The organism is Ruegeria sp. CDSC051 (genome assembly GCF_059610665.1).
The window spans coordinates 14,564-29,060 of sequence record NZ_JBXWOC010000014.1 but is presented as its reverse complement, the minus strand read 5'-3'; the positions used below and the strand labels follow the sequence as shown (position 1 = coordinate 29,060).

Here is a 14,497-nt window from a genome sequence, read left to right as displayed (position 1 = left end):
CAGTGTGTCACAAGCGCCTCAGCAGCGCCGGTGAAGGGGGTTCTAAGCATTACAAACATACACCGCAAGCAGAAAATTCCCGAAACTCGCGAAAATCTTCAGAACTATTATTTAATGAAATAAAACAAATACTTACAAATAGTACCAGGCCCAAATACGGCGGCCAACCGCCAAGATGCGTACGGAAAATAGTGTTTCGCACAGGCTTACCGGCAGACTCAGGCCGAGTCGGGCGGAATCGCACCCCGGAATCGGCTCATCAGGGTCGAGATCGGTAGGCGCAAAGCAAGCAAAGCCAAAATCACGGACAAATAGATCAAGGGTTCGATCTGAAATCCTTTGGCCTGCATTACATAATGCACGCCCCCCAGAACTGCTGCCGGATAGACCAAACGCTGAAGCGCGCGCCAGCCCGGGCCAAGCTGCCGTACTGAAAAGTTGTTCGACGTCACGGCCAGTGGCAGCGTCAGAACAAATGCCGCCATACCCACAGTTATATAGGGGCGCTTCAGGATGTCCGCCCAGATCTGCCCGGGGGCCTGCACATCCAATACCAGCCAAACCAAAAGATGCAGACTGATATATATAAATGTCAAAACGCCCAGCGCCCGCCTGAACTTGATCAGGTTCACGCCGACAAACCTGCGCAGGGGCGATATAGCCAGAACAACAATCAAAAACTGCAATGCCAGTTTGCCGTACTTATGCTCAAGAGCCTCAATCGGGTCGGCACCCAAACCTCCGGTCAGCCCTTGATAGAACAGCCAGGGTGCCGGCAGGACCCCCAGCAAATAGACGGCCCAAACAGGGATCCGACGGAATATCTGGTTCAGCGCGCTCATACTCTCAATAATGCTTGGACAGATCCATGCCTTCGTAAAGCCCGGCGACCTCGTCCTCGTAGCCATTGAACATGAGCGTCGGGATGCGCTTGGCAAACAGCCCACCGCCGATTTGACGTTCCGAGGCCTGCGACCAGCGCGGGTGATCCACATTGGGGTTCACGTTACTATAGAAACCATATTCGCGCGGACCGGCCATGTTCCAGCTTGTCGGCGGCTCAACATCTGACACCGTAATGCGAACGATCGACTTGATGGATTTGAACCCGTATTTCCACGGAACCACCAGACGCAACGGTGCGCCGTTCTGGTTCGGGATCGGCCGGCCATAAATACCAGTGGCCATCAGGGTCAGCGGGTGCATTGCTTCGTCCAGCCGCAGACCTTCACGGTACGGCCAGTCCAGAACCGGATACTGAACACCCGGCATTTCATCTGGACGATAAGCGGTTTCAAAGGCCACGTATTTGGCGCCTTCCTGAACACCGGCCATGTTCAGCAGGTCGGCCAGTTCAAACCCGTTCCAAGGGATCACCATCGACCATGCCTCGACACAGCGAAACCGGTATATCCGTTCTTCGACGGTCATTTCGGACAGGATGTCCTTGAAATTGTAATCGCCGGGCTTGTCCACCAGACCGTCAATCTTGATGCTCCACGGCTCAGTAACAAGAGTATAGGCGTATTTTGCAGGATCTTCTTTCCGAGTACCAAACTCGTAATAATTGTTATAACCGGTGATCTCTTCCCAGGTATTCGGCTCCAGCGCCTCTTGCGCGGCTGCCCCCTGCGCCAGCCCTGCCAATCCGACACCCGCCATCCCGGCCATCATCTGGCGCCGGTTCAGAAACACCGCCCGGGGGGTGACGTCGGCATGTGTCAATGTGTTGGTCCAGCGATGCGCCATCTAAGTCTCCGTCTTCATACATCCTCTGAGGTGAGGTAGTCCGCTGATAGCACAGAGCCAAGGAAACAGGCCTCACGATTGAGCGACCAGTTTGTAACGTATCAGGGGGGTGAGGCTGTTGTCGCGGCACCACCTGTGGTCACCACCTTTACAACGCAGGCCTCAAAAATGCAGGCTGGGCCGCAGGTATTACCAACAAGGGAAAAGATGGACGACCCATCCAACGATTGAAATCCACCAGTGGGAGAAGAAGAATGTGTGACATCTGCGTTATGAATGCCGTCAAAGATCGAATGCTGTCGCGGCGGAGTTTCTTAAAAGCTGCTGCCGCCACGAGCGTTGCGGCTGCGACCACCGGAGCGATTGCACCAGCAGCGCTGGCCGCAGGTCATGGCGGGGTCGAGGACATGACCCATACGCTCAGCCCCGACTTTCCGACCTGGGGAGGCGAACCCGGCATTTCCGCCGAACAGGCGTTCAACTTCGCGGATCACGGCTTTAACCTGTTCAATCTGTCGATCAACGAACATACCGGCACGCATATAGATGCGCCTCTGCATTTTTCCGCGAATGGTATGTCGGTCGATGAGATACCGGTGACTGATCTGGTTGCACCGCTTTGTGTCGTCAATATCGCCGCGCGCGCGGCCGAAGACGCCGACACCCGCGTTACCCCGGACGATCTGAAAGCGTGGATTGCGGCCAACGGAGACATCCCCGACGGCGCTTGCGTGGCGATGCATTCCGGTTGGTCCGGCAAGACCGCCACGGACGGGTTCCGCAATTTCGACGGTGAGGCGCAGCACTATCCCGGGTTTCACGTCGAAGCGGCGCAGATGTTAATGGAAGACACCGGCGCGCGGTCGATTGCGGTGGATACCCTGTCGCTGGATCACGGCATGTCTGCTGATTTCGCCACCCACTATGCCTGGCTGCCCTCGGGTCGGTTTGGCATCGAATGCCTTGCGGGCCTGGATCGGGTTCCGGCCGCGGGGGCCACGCTGGTCATCGGCGCACCGAAACATGCTGGCGGCACCGGAGGTCCGGCACGGATATTCGCGTTGGTCTAAAGCCACGATGCACTAGTGATGCAGCATACCTTCAAAGCACGGACCGATGCCCAAACCCATTGCCGAAATCACGCATCGTTACGATACAGCCGCGCCCCGGTGGCGGGACAAGATGCGCGCGCTTGGGTACTATGATGGCTACCTAGAATTCCTGACCTCGGGATTGCCTGTCGCTGACGACGTGACACATGTGGTCGATATTGGGGCTGGCACTGCGTCCTTCGCCGAGGCCTGGGTAGCGGTCCACGGAAAACCGCCCAGGATAACCTTACTTGAACCCAGCGCGGGGATGATCAGGCAAGGCCAAAAGGCTCTGCGGGCGCGGGGGGTCGAACCAGAACTAGCCCAAGGGGTGCTAGGTAATGTCAATCTAGACCCCGTAGGCGTAGTTCTTGCGGCCCATGTGATTGAACATTGCGCAGATCCGTCCCAAGCCTTGCAAGACATTCACAGACTGCTGCGCCCGGGTGGTCGCCTGTTTTTGGTGGTATCAAAGCCACATTGGTGTAACGCCATCATCTGGTTGCAATGGCGACATAGAACGTTTCAGCGCGCGGAGATCTTAGAGCTGCTAGATGAAGCAGGTTTTGATTGCGAAACGGTCTATTCTTTCCCATCTGGCCCACCCTCTCGGACAAGCCGGGGGTTAGTCGCAAAAAAACGCGGGTAAATTCAAGAATGGACCCACCAGTCAAGCGGGTCCATTCAACAATCAGTTTAGGTTCAATGCACCACGGCATCATCCGGTCGTGGTCGCTCAGACGTGCCCAGCCGATCGCCTATGATCAGGCCCTCGGCCCCGGCGGTGACCGGAATAGACTCGCCATCCTTGATCTCACCCGCCAGCAGCGCCTCGGCCAGCGGGTTCTGCAAGGCGCGTTGGATCACGCGTTTCAGTGGGCGAGCACCGAAGACCGGGTCATAGCCCTCGTTGGCCAGCCATTCCTTAGCCCCGTCGTCCAGAACCAGCTCGATCTTCCGCGCGGCCAGGCGTTTTTGCAGGCGTGCCATTTGGATATCGACAATGCCATCCATATCATCCCGTTTCAGGCGGTCGAAGATGATCGTTTCGTCCAGACGGTTCAGGAATTCGGGCCGGAAATGCGCCCGGACCGCATCCATCACATCCCGCCGTGCCTGTGCACTGTCGGCACCGTCGGGCAACTGGCTGAGCGCCTGAGAGCCGAGGTTCGAGGTCAGGATGATCAGCGTCTGCTTGAAGTCCACCGTACGGCCCTGACCATCGGTCAGCACACCATCATCCAGTACCTGCAACAGCACGTTGAACACATCCGGATGCGCCTTTTCGACCTCATCGAACAGCACAACCTGATAGGGCCTGCGCCGCACGGCTTCGGTCAGCACACCGCCTTCGTCATAGCCGACATAGCCCGGAGGCGCCCCGATCAGACGGGCAACCGCGTGTTTCTCCATGAACTCGGACATGTCGATGCGCACCATCGCGTTGTCGTCGTCGAACAGGAAGTTCGCCACCGCCTTGGTCAGCTCGGTTTTCCCCACGCCGGTTGGTCCGAGGAACAGGAACGAACCCAGCGGACGGCCTTCGTCGTTCAAACCTGCACGAGCACGGCGCACAGCGTTGGACACGGCGGTCACCGCTGCATCCTGACCGATCACGCGTGAATGCAGATCGTCTTCCATCCGCAGCAGCTTTTCGCGCTCGCCTTCCAGCATTTTCGAGGTCGGGATACCGGTCCAGCGTTCGACCACCGAAGCGATCTGTTCCGGACGCACCGTTTCCTCGGCCATCATCTGGCTGCTTTCGGCGTTTTCGGCCTCGGTCAGCTTTTTCTCAAGCTCGGGGATGACGCCATAGGACAGCTCACCCGCCTTGGCGAGGTTGCCTTCGCGCTTGGCGATTTCCAGATCGGCCCGTGCCTTGTCGAGCTGTTCCTTCAGATCGCGCGCACCAGCCAGCTTGTCACGTTCGGCTTGCCACTGTGCAGTCATCTCGGCGGATTGCTCCTGCAGATCGGCCAGATCCTTTTGCAAGGTTTCCAGACGATCCTTCGATGCCGCATCATCTTCGAGCTTCAGCGCCTGCTCCTCGATCTGCATCTGCAGAATCTGACGATCCAGCTGATCGAGTTCTTCGGGCTTGCTATCCACTTCCATCCGCAAGCGAGCCGACGCTTCATCGACAAGGTCGATAGCTTTATCGGGCAGGAAGCGATCAGTGATGTAGCGATGCGACAGGGTCGCTGCCGACACCAAAGCCGAGTCCGAGATACGCACACCATGGTGCAACTCGTACTTTTCCTTGATACCGCGCAGGATGCTGATCGTGTCCTCGACAGTCGGTTCCTGCACCACAACCGGCTGGAACCGGCGCGCCAAAGCCGCGTCTTTTTCCACGTATTTGCGATACTCATCCAGCGTGGTTGCACCGATACAATGCAGCTCACCCCGAGCAAGCGCAGGCTTGATCAGGTTGGCAGCATCCATCGCGCCGTCGGATTTGCCCGCGCCCACCAGCGTGTGCATCTCATCAATGAACAAGATGATTTCACCGGCGGCTTCGGTCACTTCGGTCAAAACCGCCTTGAGGCGTTCTTCGAACTCACCACGGTATTTCGCACCTGCGATCAGCGCACCCATGTCGAGCGCGAGCAACTTTTTATCCTTTAGCGATTCCGGCACATCCCCATTGATGATGCGCAGGGCCATACCTTCGGCAATCGCGGTTTTACCGACGCCGGGTTCCCCGATCAGAACCGGGTTGTTCTTGGTGCGGCGCGACAGAACCTGCATCGAGCGGCGGATTTCCTCATCCCGTCCGATGATCGGGTCGATCTTGCCCTCAGCAGCCGCTTCGGTCAGGTCACGCGCGTATTTCTTGAGCGCATCATAGCCCTCTTCCGCCGACGCGGTGTCAGCGGTGCGCCCTTTGCGGATGTCATTGATGGCTTCGTTCAGTTTCTGCGCCGTCACTGCGCCATCTTCCAAAGCATCCTTGGCTTTGGATTTCACCATGCACAGCGCCATCAGAATTCGTTCAACCGGCACGAAACTATCGCCTGCCTTGGTGGCGATCTTTTCAGCTTCATCCAGAACTTTGGCGGTCTGACCATCCAGATAAACCTGGCCCGCATCGCCGCTGACCTTGGGAATTTTGGCCATGGACGCATCCAGTGCGTTAACGACACGGCTGGGCGCTCCGCCTGCGCGGGTGATCAGATTGCTGGCCAGCCCCTGATCATCGTCCATCAAGGCTTTGAGTATATGTTCAGGGGTCAACCTCTGGTGCCCATCGCGCATCGCAATCGTTTGCGCTGCCTGCACGAAACCTCGTGCCCGCTCGGTGAACTTGTTCAAGTCCATATTTTGCTCCTTCTCTAAGCGCCCGGTTTTGACGCGCCCGCCTGGCAGCGCGCGTCGGTCTGGGCCTCACATTCAATCTGGGAAATATCTTGCACGGTTCAAGGGGTCTGCCAACAGAATCCAACCTACCGACGCGGCACAGAATAAACTGTATACCCCCCAGTTTTCGCCACAGAACGCGCACCGTACATATCGACAAGCGATTGCGCCGCATCGCTGCCTATCGGGCAGGAAACCAGATCGGCGGCGTCATCCAGAAAATCCACGGTAAAGGCGGATTCCCCCGTAACCTGACAGTCATCATCCATCGAACGATAACCGCCAATCAGCCGGAGGTTGTCGTTTGTCGGAGACCTCAGAACTGTATCAGCAGCCTCTTTTTCCAGCGCCATGTCCTGACACCCGGCCAGCATCAGCCCCGCGCAGATTGCGATAGTGGGTTTCGTAAACTGTCTCATTCCGAATTCCGTCCCAGTTGCACAACGCGATAATAGCACAGTCGGAAACCTCTGCCGTGATCTGAATCACGCAAGGCGCGCATGGACAGAAGCGCACGAAACCGTTAGGACGCAGACGTTTGCCAAAAAGGAGCCCCCAATGTCCGATGACCGCCTGATTGTAGCCCTTGATGTTCCCAACGCCCTGGACGGTCTGGCCTTGGCCGAGCGGCTGGGGGACAGTGTCTCATTCTACAAGATCGGCCTGGGAATGCTGACAGGGGGCGGGCTAGCCCTGGCGAACGAGTTAAAGCAGGATCAGGGCAAGCGCATCTTTCTGGACATGAAACTGTTCGACATCGGTAATACGGTGGAAAATGCGGTGCGCGGTCTGGCACAGTTCGATTTGGATTTCCTGACCGTACATGGTGACCCGCACGTGGTGCGGGCCGCCAAAGAGGGTGCGTCTGGCAAAGACCTCAAGATCCTGGCCGTAACCATCCTGACCTCGTTGAACCGGGATGATCTGGATGCCAGCCTGCTGAAGTCGGGCGATGTCCAGGACCTGGTTGTCGAACGCGCGGCCAAAGCGTTGGAGGCGGGTGCCGATGGCGTCATCGCCAGCCCGCAAGAGGCCGCGCTGATCCGTGCCCTGCCCCAAGCCGAAAATCGCTTGATCGTGACACCCGGCGTTCGGCCCGCAGGTGCCGCGTTGGGTGATCAGAAACGGGTCGCAACCCCGGCAACTGCCATCGGTGACGGCGCCGATCACATCGTAGTGGGACGCCCAATCTATCAGGCGCAAGACCCTAAAGCCGCCGCAGAGGCGGTGCTTGCAGAGTTAAATTCCTTATCCCGACACTAGGGCAATCCGGCTAAATCAGGCTAAATTTTCGCAAGAACAACCCGCAAACAGTTGACCTTAGGTCACTTTTCACCCGATCCGCGCCAAATCGTCCCTGTGCCCCAAAACACACATGCAAAACACGAGTTTCCACTGTGTGAACTGGGTTCTATCGAAAAATTTGATTTTGAGAGAATCTAAGTAGGTGATACTCCCCGCGGACCATCTCTTCCTGAGGTCCGTCACCTCCCCCCGCCACTTTGCGGGGGGCCTTCTTTTGGCAGATCTGGTTCCTACCCTCACTGTGCGGGTTTTGCCCGTGGCATGCGAATGATATAGTCACCGAACCTTACGGACCGCATGGAAGACGGGAAAAGAAAATGCCCGGCCTCTGCCGAGATTGCCTGACAGAACTGACGAAGGAACGCCGCTGCCCGGACTGCGGCAGCCCGCGCATCAAAACGCATCCTGAATTGTTTGACCTGTCCATCGCACATATGGATTGCGATGCCTTCTACGCCTCTGTCGAAAAACGGGACAATCCGGAGCTGGCCGACAAACCCGTCATTATCGGGGGCGGCAAGCGCGGTGTTGTGTCTACGGCTTGTTATGTAGCCCGGATTCGCGGCGTCCGCTCGGCAATGCCGATGTTCAAGGCGTTGCAACTATGCCCCGACGCTGTCGTGATCAAACCGCGCATGTCGGTCTATGCCGAGGCTTCGCGCCAAATCAGGTCGATGATGGACGAGCTGACGCCGATTGTTGAACCGCTTTCGCTGGACGAAGCGTTCATGGACCTATCCGGCACGCAACGTCTGCACGGTGCGCCTCCCGCAGTCATGCTTGCACGATTGGTCAAACGGATGAAGGACGAGTTGGGGCTGACCGGGTCAATCGGGCTGTCACATAACAAGTTTCTGGCCAAGGTCGCATCCGATCTGGACAAGCCGCGCGGATTTTCGGTGATCGGCGAGGAAGAGACATCCGCGTTTTTGAACGACAAGCCAGTGCGCCTGATCTGGGGCATAGGCCCTGCGGCGCAGGAATCGCTGGACCGCGCTGGCATACGCTTGTTCTCGGACCTGTTGCGCTGGGACCAAGAGGATCTGACCGCGCGGTTTGGCTCCATGGGCTACCGGCTGTGGCATCTGGCCCGCGGTCAGGACAAGCGCCGGGTTTCGGCACATGAACCGATGAAGTCCATCAGCAACGAAACGACCTTTTTTGAAGATACGGCCAATGCCGACATTCTGGATGGGCACCTTTGGCGGATGGCCGAAAAAGTCTCGGATCGGGCCAAGGCCAAGGGGCTGGCCGGGCGGGTTGTGACGCTCAAACTGAAACGGGCCAATCACAAACTCATTACACGACGCGTTTCTCTTCGCGATGCCACGCAGATCGCCGATCGGATCTATCGCACAGCACGGGCGCTGTTCGATCAGGTTGGTGATCAGGGCCCTTATCGGCTGTTGGGGTGTGGCCTGTCGGATCTGTGCCCCGAGGATCAGGCGGATATTTCAGGGGATCTGCTGGACCCGGATGCCTCGCGCAGATCGCAGGCCGAACGCGCAACGGATGAGATTCGCCGCCGCTTTGGGACGGATGCCATCGTCAAAGGACGTGCCCTTCGCTGAGGTTATTCGGCTGCAAGCTGCAGCGGCTCAGGCCCGATCCGCGCAATAACCATGATGATTTCGCCCAGGGTCTCTTTGAAGGCAGCGAAATTGTCATTCGGCTCGATCCTGCTTTCATCCATATACAGGGATCTGTCGATCTCGATCTGTACAGCATGCTGGTGGCGGCTGGGGCGTCCATAGGTCTGGGTCACATAGGCCCCGGCAAACGGCGTATTTCGGGCCACGCTCAGACCCGCCGAGACGAAAGCGGCCTCTATCTGTTCGACGACCTCTGGCGCTGCAGAGGCACCGAACCGATCCCCCAGCACGATCTCGGGACGTCTGGAATTGACTGTGGACGCAAGGGCCACGGCTTCGTGCGGCATCGAATGACAGTCGATCAGAATCGCCTGCCCGAATTCCTGATGCGATTCTGCCAGCAACGATTTGATCCGGGCATGATAGGGACGCCAACAGGTATCGATTCGCAGACGCGCCTCATCCATGGTCAGCTTACCGCGATAGATTTCTCGACCATTGGCGACCACACGCGGAATCACCCCCAGCCCGGACGCTACCCGCGGGTTATGGCCTTGGCGGCGCGCGCCCTGAATAAGGGCTGGATCCAGCTCTTCTGCGCTGCGGTTCAGATCGACATAGGCGCGTGGCATCATCGCCGAAATCAGTGGCGCACCATGGTCCGCCGCTGATGAAAATAACTGATCCACAAAAGCATCCTCGGAAGAACGAATCACATCTTGGCTGAGAACCGACCGCTTCATCAGCCCATTTGGATAGTTTCGACCGCTATGCGGAGAGGAAAAAACCACACAGGACGTGCGCTTGGCAGGCATATCCAGTAGGTAAGCAGCGTTTTGCATGGCGACTCCTTGTTCGCACCAAACATAGACCGGAAAATAGTTCTACCAAACCCCTTGAACCCTTTTGCGACTCCTTTTATAGACCCCGCTACCGGCGCGGGGTTCCGCGCCCCATTTCGTTATGGGGTTGGCCACGCGACGGTTTCATGGGCGGTTAGCTCAGCGGTAGAGCACTTCGTTGACATCGAAGGGGTCACAAGTTCGATCCTTGTACCGCCCACCATGAACTCACTGCTTCGGATTTCCGGGGCACCCGCAAACCCAGGCGCTGGCCACGTCCTTGATGAAGGCGCCGCAGATTGGAGACAGACCCATGAAGGTCAAGAACTCGCTCCGCTCGCTCAAGAACCGGCACCGTGATTGCCGGGTTGTGCGTCGCAAAGGCCGCGTCTACGTGATCAACAAGACGCAGCGTCGGTTCAAAGCTCGTCAGGGCTAAGAACTGCACATACTGAATTCAAAGAACCGCGCCTTCGGGTGCGGTTTTTTTTGTCCGGCATTTCAACCAGATGTAATGCGGACGGAACTGCAGGAATTCGCTCAGAAAGTTCGGTTCTAAGATTCAACGTTGTGATAGGGCGATCTCGTGCTACGCTTTCCGTGATTTTATGACGGGAGGTCGGATTGGCCAACGATGATCTGGACAAGATATTCGGAACAACTCTGACCGACATGGTAGCCGATATAGGCCGCAGTGTGGCCCAGGCGGCCGAACAGCTTAGCATTGATCAGCTGAAAGCGCTGAAGAACTATCCCCAGGAACTGCGCGATCTTGGCATCCCGCCGGTCTTTTATCACATGCAGGATGTCGATGTGGAACTGAAGGTCGTCATGGAGATGAGCAGTTCCACCGAAGAAGGCCAACGCAGCAGGATTGGCACCTTTATTTTTGGCCCGAAATTGACTCAGACAGACACGCTCGATTCCAAAAGCGCGTCCACGATGCGAATGCGTTTCGCGCCCGGTCCCGTAGATGAGAGCAGATCTTTGGATGGCAATGATGGCAACTAAGAAAGTCAAAGCCCCCAAAAGAGCGCCCATAGATGTCCGCGTCACCGAGATGCCCGAGGCATTCACCACTCTGCTTCAGTCACTTGAAAACCGCATGACGGCAATGGAGGCGCGCGAAGTCGCGCTGCTCGAGACGATCAACGACCTCCAAGAACGGATCGACGATCTGGAAGAAGGCAGCGGCGGCATGTTGATGGGCGCGGGTAACCCGGTGATGAACCCGATGGCCGAGGGCCGCGCGGCAATGGGAGCGGACGATCCTGACACACAGGTCGTCAACGCGCAGGAATTCTCGCAAGCCCTGGGTGAACAGATCCTCGCCGGGTCTGATGGCAGCAGTGATTTCACCATCGACAACGTCAAAGTCGAAGCGGTTGTTGGGTTGGGTCAGGACGGCACCAAAGCCCAAATCGCGACGAATGCCCGAAAACAGGCGATCAGCCAGAACGCATCCAAGGTCACTTTTTCCGTCAGGAGGCGGACCGCCACGCAAATTATTGAGAAAGACTGAATTAACAGAGGAGATTGGAAATGAGTATCGGGCAGGAACTGCTAAACGTCCCGTTTGCGGAAATGGTTCAAAAGCTTGCGCTTTCCGTTGCCGAGTCGCAGACCGAGTTGGATCGACATTCTACAGATGTCGCCAAATATATGGCCGATCAGAAGATCCAGCTTCCGGACTTGTCCAATCCCAATGGCCCCCCCAAAGAATTCAGTTTGGTTTCCATGGGCTTTCTACCCGCATTCTACGCGGTGCAAGAAGCCGAAATTGAGGTCAAAATGGCGATCTCAATGACTAAGCAAACCGAAAAAGCGGGCAGCGCTTCGGTCAAAGGTGGTTGGGGCCCTGTCGCAGCGCAGGTCAATGCCAGCTATTCCTCGCGCTATGCTTACAGCCAAGAAGGCGCAAGCAGGCTGACCATCAAACTGGCCCCGGCCGATCCTCCGGTCTTGCTGCAGAAATATATGGAAGCTGTCACACAGGTCATGCTGAAAAAAGAACCGGTGTTGACCGACGACCCAGACCCTGAGCCGGCCCCCGCACCTGTCCCGGACCCGTCTCCACCTGAACCTGAAAAAAGACAGAGAAAGCGCTAAGCAGCATCTCTCGATTTTTCAGTTCTTAAATCAACACGACTAGGTCAGCCATGACGGCGTAGCCAGGATCGGCTTTGCCGACCCTCAGGCCCCGCTGTGCAGTACCACTTGGTCGGGGCCAGCGACATGTTGGCGGTGATTTGACCAACTAATTTTGTCGGAATTTCTTGCATCCCCCTGAGAATCGTTTAATTGACCATTTCAGTCGGGTTATTACCCGCGCCGATTTTCAATGTTGGGACACATGATGCTGAAATCCTCTACCTGCGTTGCCGCCGCCCTGACGGCCCTGATCGCGACCTCTGCCGCTGCCGAGGGCGAACTGAACCTTTATTCTTCGCGCCACTACGACACCGACGAACGCCTCTATTCCGATTTCGAAGAGGCCACCGGTATAACCATCAACCGCATCGAAGGCAAAGCGGACGAGCTGATTGCCCGGATGGAAGCCGAGGGCGCGAACTCACCCGCAGATATCTTGCTGACCGTTGATACCTCGCGTCTGGCGCGTGCCAAGAACGCGGGTATCCTGCAGCCGGTCGAAAGCGCGGTTCTGGAAGAACGTATTCCCGCCAACCTGCAGGACGAAGACAACCAGTGGTATGGCTTTTCGCAGCGCGCGCGGATCATCTTCTTTGACAAGGCCGATGTGACCAACCCGCCCGCGTCTTATCTGGATCTGGCCAAGCCCGAATACAAAGGTTTGGTCTGCATCCGGTCGTCCAGTAACACCTATAACCAGACCCTGCTGGCCTCGATCATCACAAACCACGGTGCGGAAACCGCCAAGACCTGGGCCGAAGGCATGGTCGCGAACATGGCGCGTGAACCACAGGGCGGTGACACTGACCAGCTGCGCGGCATTGTTTCGGGTGAATGCGAGATCGCCGTTTCGAACTCCTACTACTTTGCCCGTGCAATGCGTAAAGACGTCAAAGGCCTGAGCGCTGAGATTGACATGATCGGCGTCCAGTTCCCGGCGCAAGAAGCCGAAGGCGCGCACATGAACCTGTCCGGTGCCGGCGTGGCCGCAAATGCCCCGAACAAGGACAACGCGATCAAGTTCCTGGAATACCTCGCCAGCGATCAGGCGCAGGTCTATTTCTCGAACGGCAATGACGAATTCCCGGCGGTCGAAGGCGTCGCCCTTGCGGATAACGTGGCAGCGCTGGGTGAGTTCAAAGCCGACGAGATCAACCTGTCCCAGGTCGCCAAAAACATCCCCGAGGCACAGAAGATCTTTAACGAGGCCGGCTGGAAGTAATCTTTCATTCTATCGAGCAGAAGGGTGCAGTTTTCTGCGCCCTTTTCTATTGTGAAGTTATGTTTTCTGGTCAATAATCTCATATACGGAAATGATTCCCATATACGAGCCATGCCTGATACCCTATCCGACCGCCTTGCAAACCACCTGAATCAACTTCGCCAAACGCGGGGATGGTCGCTGGATCAGTTGGCGGAACACAGCGGTGTCAGCCGGGCCACCCTGTCGCGCTTGGAAAAGGGGGATGTCAGCCCCACCGCGGAAACTCTGGGCCGGTTATGTGCCGCCTATGGGCTGCCGATGTCGCGTCTATTGATGATGGTCGAGGACAGTTTCGCCCCCCGCGTTCCCTTCGAAAATCAACCCGAATGGCGCGACCCCGAAACAGGCTTTACCCGGCGATCCGTCTCCCCTCCGGCCGCGGGTCTTGGCGGAGAGGTCATGGAAGGCCATCTGCCCCCAGGCGTTGTGATCACCTATGACACGCCGCCAAAACACGGGCAGGAGCATCACCTGATCATGCTGGACGGTGGCCTGACCCTGACCGTGGATGGAACCGCGCATCATCTAACGAGCGGGGATTGCCTGCGCTATCACCTGTCTGGCCCGACACGTTTCGAAACCCACGCCGACCGCGGTGCGCGGTATTTGATGGTGCTGATATGATCTTACGACTGGCGGCCAATGATCTGAACCAAGCCATGAACGATCTGACAGAGATACTGCACGCCTGCGTGCATGACGGGGCGAGTATCGGGTTCATTCAGCCATTTCCGCCGGAGGATGCACGGCGCTATTGGCAATCCCATGTCTGGCCAAACATCCAGACCGGTGCAGCCGAGATATTCGTCTATCGAGATGGCGAGCGGATTGTGGGCACCGCACAGCTGGTGCCTGCCCAAATGCCCAACCAAGCGCATCGCGCGGACGTGTCCAAGCTGCTTGTCCATCCCAGCGCCCGACGGCGTGGCATCGGTCGGACGCTTATGGCGGCAGTTGAGGCGCGGGCGCTGGAACTGGGGCACTCCCTATTGGTGCTGGACACGCGCAGTACGGACCCGTCGCTCCTCCTCTATCAAAGCCTTGGGTTTGAAATTGCCGGAGAAATTCCGAACTACTGCCGCAACCCGGAAAATGATCAGCTGGAACCAACTACCTTTATGTTCAAAACCCTGACCTGAGGGG

The 14,497-nt window shown here is 57.4% G+C and carries 16 protein-coding genes and 1 tRNA gene; 12 read left to right on the top strand and 5 right to left on the bottom strand.

Annotation, left to right across the window (positions count from 1 at the left end; genetic code table 11):
- Nucleotides 1-218 precede the first annotated feature (218 nt).
- Nucleotides 219-842 carry a protein-methionine-sulfoxide reductase heme-binding subunit MsrQ gene (msrQ, locus tag AC2FH0_RS20560; RefSeq protein ID WP_271951856.1) on the bottom strand — a complete coding sequence of 208 codons (624 nt, stop codon included), beginning with the start codon at nucleotides 840-842 and terminating at the stop codon, nucleotides 219-221.
- Between the two features lie 4 nt (nucleotides 843-846).
- On the bottom strand, nucleotides 847-1,749 hold the full coding sequence (msrP, locus tag AC2FH0_RS20555; RefSeq protein WP_496790226.1) for a protein-methionine-sulfoxide reductase catalytic subunit MsrP: 903 nt from the start codon (nucleotides 1,747-1,749) through the stop codon (nucleotides 847-849).
- 254 nt (nucleotides 1,750-2,003) lie between these two features.
- Between msrP and AC2FH0_RS20550 the strand changes: the two genes are divergently transcribed.
- Both AC2FH0_RS20550 and AC2FH0_RS20545 read left to right on the top strand, forming a co-directional pair.
- The gene (locus AC2FH0_RS20550) at nucleotides 2,004-2,819 is read left to right on the top strand and encodes a cyclase family protein (RefSeq protein ID WP_496790224.1); all 816 of its coding nucleotides are present in this window, start codon (nucleotides 2,004-2,006) and stop codon (nucleotides 2,817-2,819) included.
- Nucleotides 2,820-2,865: 46 nt separating this feature from the next.
- A complete protein-coding gene (locus tag AC2FH0_RS20545) occupies nucleotides 2,866-3,489 on the top strand; it encodes a class I SAM-dependent methyltransferase (protein WP_281995990.1) in 624 nt (207 codons plus the stop codon).
- A gap of 53 nt (nucleotides 3,490-3,542) precedes the next feature.
- Here AC2FH0_RS20545 and clpB read toward each other — a convergent pair whose 3' ends face one another.
- Together clpB and AC2FH0_RS20535 are read right to left on the bottom strand one after the other, a co-directional pair.
- The gene (gene clpB / locus AC2FH0_RS20540; RefSeq protein WP_496790222.1) at nucleotides 3,543-6,161 is read right to left on the bottom strand and encodes an ATP-dependent chaperone ClpB; all 2,619 of its coding nucleotides are present in this window, start codon (nucleotides 6,159-6,161) and stop codon (nucleotides 3,543-3,545) included.
- Nucleotides 6,162-6,286: 125 nt separating this feature from the next.
- Nucleotides 6,287-6,619 (bottom strand): hypothetical protein, encoded by a 333-nt coding sequence (locus tag AC2FH0_RS20535; protein ID WP_496693103.1) that lies wholly within the window; start codon nucleotides 6,617-6,619, stop codon nucleotides 6,287-6,289.
- A gap of 139 nt (nucleotides 6,620-6,758) precedes the next feature.
- On the opposite strand from AC2FH0_RS20535, the gene pyrF reads away from it, so the two are divergent.
- On the top strand, nucleotides 6,759-7,463 hold the full coding sequence (gene pyrF / locus AC2FH0_RS20530) for an orotidine-5'-phosphate decarboxylase (RefSeq protein ID WP_496693104.1): 705 nt from the start codon (nucleotides 6,759-6,761) through the stop codon (nucleotides 7,461-7,463).
- Nucleotides 7,464-7,822: 359 nt separating this feature from the next.
- On the top strand, nucleotides 7,823-9,076 hold the full coding sequence (locus AC2FH0_RS20525; RefSeq protein ID WP_496693105.1) for a DNA polymerase IV: 1,254 nt from the start codon (nucleotides 7,823-7,825) through the stop codon (nucleotides 9,074-9,076).
- Between the two features lie 2 nt (nucleotides 9,077-9,078).
- Here AC2FH0_RS20525 and AC2FH0_RS20520 read toward each other — a convergent pair whose 3' ends face one another.
- Nucleotides 9,079-9,939 carry an N-formylglutamate amidohydrolase gene (locus tag AC2FH0_RS20520; protein WP_496693106.1) on the bottom strand — a complete coding sequence of 287 codons (861 nt, stop codon included), beginning with the start codon at nucleotides 9,937-9,939 and terminating at the stop codon, nucleotides 9,079-9,081.
- Between the two features lie 148 nt (nucleotides 9,940-10,087).
- Here AC2FH0_RS20520 and AC2FH0_RS20515 point away from each other — a divergent pair.
- The 8 genes from AC2FH0_RS20515 (at nucleotide 10,088) to AC2FH0_RS20480 (ending at nucleotide 14,493) form a co-directional block, all read left to right on the top strand.
- A tRNA-Val gene (locus tag AC2FH0_RS20515) sits at nucleotides 10,088-10,162 on the top strand.
- Between the two features lie 90 nt (nucleotides 10,163-10,252).
- Nucleotides 10,253-10,378 carry a type B 50S ribosomal protein L36 gene (gene ykgO / locus AC2FH0_RS20510; protein WP_008562923.1) on the top strand — a complete coding sequence of 42 codons (126 nt, stop codon included), beginning with the start codon at nucleotides 10,253-10,255 and terminating at the stop codon, nucleotides 10,376-10,378.
- A 185-nt stretch (nucleotides 10,379-10,563) separates the two neighbouring features.
- The gene (locus AC2FH0_RS20505) at nucleotides 10,564-10,950 is read left to right on the top strand and encodes a hypothetical protein (protein WP_271951870.1); all 387 of its coding nucleotides are present in this window, start codon (nucleotides 10,564-10,566) and stop codon (nucleotides 10,948-10,950) included.
- Nucleotides 10,940-11,461, top strand: coding sequence for a hypothetical protein (locus AC2FH0_RS20500; RefSeq protein WP_142639525.1), 522 nt, complete (start codon nucleotides 10,940-10,942; stop codon nucleotides 11,459-11,461). The genes AC2FH0_RS20505 and AC2FH0_RS20500 overlap by 11 nt, the downstream gene beginning before the upstream one ends.
- A 20-nt stretch (nucleotides 11,462-11,481) precedes the next feature.
- Nucleotides 11,482-12,048, top strand: a complete 567-nt coding sequence (locus AC2FH0_RS20495) for a hypothetical protein (RefSeq protein ID WP_271951874.1) — start codon at nucleotides 11,482-11,484, stop codon at nucleotides 12,046-12,048.
- A gap of 247 nt (nucleotides 12,049-12,295) precedes the next feature.
- Nucleotides 12,296-13,312: a Fe(3+) ABC transporter substrate-binding protein gene (locus AC2FH0_RS20490; protein ID WP_496790221.1), complete on the top strand. Its 1,017-nt coding sequence runs from the start codon at nucleotides 12,296-12,298 to the stop codon at nucleotides 13,310-13,312.
- A gap of 111 nt (nucleotides 13,313-13,423) precedes the next feature.
- The gene (locus AC2FH0_RS20485) at nucleotides 13,424-13,978 is read left to right on the top strand and encodes a helix-turn-helix domain-containing protein (protein ID WP_496787044.1); all 555 of its coding nucleotides are present in this window, start codon (nucleotides 13,424-13,426) and stop codon (nucleotides 13,976-13,978) included.
- Nucleotides 13,975-14,493: a GNAT family N-acetyltransferase gene (locus AC2FH0_RS20480; protein ID WP_496709973.1), complete on the top strand. Its 519-nt coding sequence runs from the start codon at nucleotides 13,975-13,977 to the stop codon at nucleotides 14,491-14,493. Before AC2FH0_RS20485 ends, AC2FH0_RS20480 begins: the two co-directional genes overlap by 4 nt.
- Nucleotides 14,494-14,497: the final 4 nt, after the last annotated feature.

Excerpts from the sequence above, each read along its gene's own strand:
- AC2FH0_RS20545 (WP_281995990.1), top strand. The coding sequence starts at position 2,866 with ATGCCCAAACCCATTGCCGAAATCACGCATCGTTACGATACAGCCGCG.
- AC2FH0_RS20490 (WP_496790221.1), top strand. The coding sequence starts at position 12,296 with ATGCTGAAATCCTCTACCTGCGTTGCCGCCGCCCTGACGGCCCTGATC.
- AC2FH0_RS20550 (WP_496790224.1), top strand. The coding sequence starts at position 2,004 with ATGTGTGACATCTGCGTTATGAATGCCGTCAAAGATCGAATGCTGTCG.
- msrP (WP_496790226.1), bottom strand. The coding sequence starts at position 1,749 with ATGGCGCATCGCTGGACCAACACATTGACACATGCCGACGTCACCCCC.
- AC2FH0_RS20525 (WP_496693105.1), top strand. The coding sequence starts at position 7,823 with ATGCCCGGCCTCTGCCGAGATTGCCTGACAGAACTGACGAAGGAACGC.
- AC2FH0_RS20535 (WP_496693103.1), bottom strand. The coding sequence starts at position 6,619 with ATGAGACAGTTTACGAAACCCACTATCGCAATCTGCGCGGGGCTGATG.
- AC2FH0_RS20500 (WP_142639525.1), top strand. The coding sequence starts at position 10,940 with ATGGCAACTAAGAAAGTCAAAGCCCCCAAAAGAGCGCCCATAGATGTC.
- msrQ (WP_271951856.1), bottom strand. The coding sequence starts at position 842 with ATGAGCGCGCTGAACCAGATATTCCGTCGGATCCCTGTTTGGGCCGTC.
- AC2FH0_RS20480 (WP_496709973.1), top strand. The coding sequence starts at position 13,975 with ATGATCTTACGACTGGCGGCCAATGATCTGAACCAAGCCATGAACGAT.
- ykgO (WP_008562923.1), top strand. The coding sequence starts at position 10,253 with ATGAAGGTCAAGAACTCGCTCCGCTCGCTCAAGAACCGGCACCGTGAT.
- pyrF (WP_496693104.1), top strand. The coding sequence starts at position 6,759 with ATGTCCGATGACCGCCTGATTGTAGCCCTTGATGTTCCCAACGCCCTG.
- AC2FH0_RS20520 (WP_496693106.1), bottom strand. The coding sequence starts at position 9,939 with ATGCAAAACGCTGCTTACCTACTGGATATGCCTGCCAAGCGCACGTCC.
- AC2FH0_RS20495 (WP_271951874.1), top strand. The coding sequence starts at position 11,482 with ATGAGTATCGGGCAGGAACTGCTAAACGTCCCGTTTGCGGAAATGGTT.
- AC2FH0_RS20485 (WP_496787044.1), top strand. The coding sequence starts at position 13,424 with ATGCCTGATACCCTATCCGACCGCCTTGCAAACCACCTGAATCAACTT.
- clpB (WP_496790222.1), bottom strand. The coding sequence starts at position 6,161 with ATGGACTTGAACAAGTTCACCGAGCGGGCACGAGGTTTCGTGCAGGCA.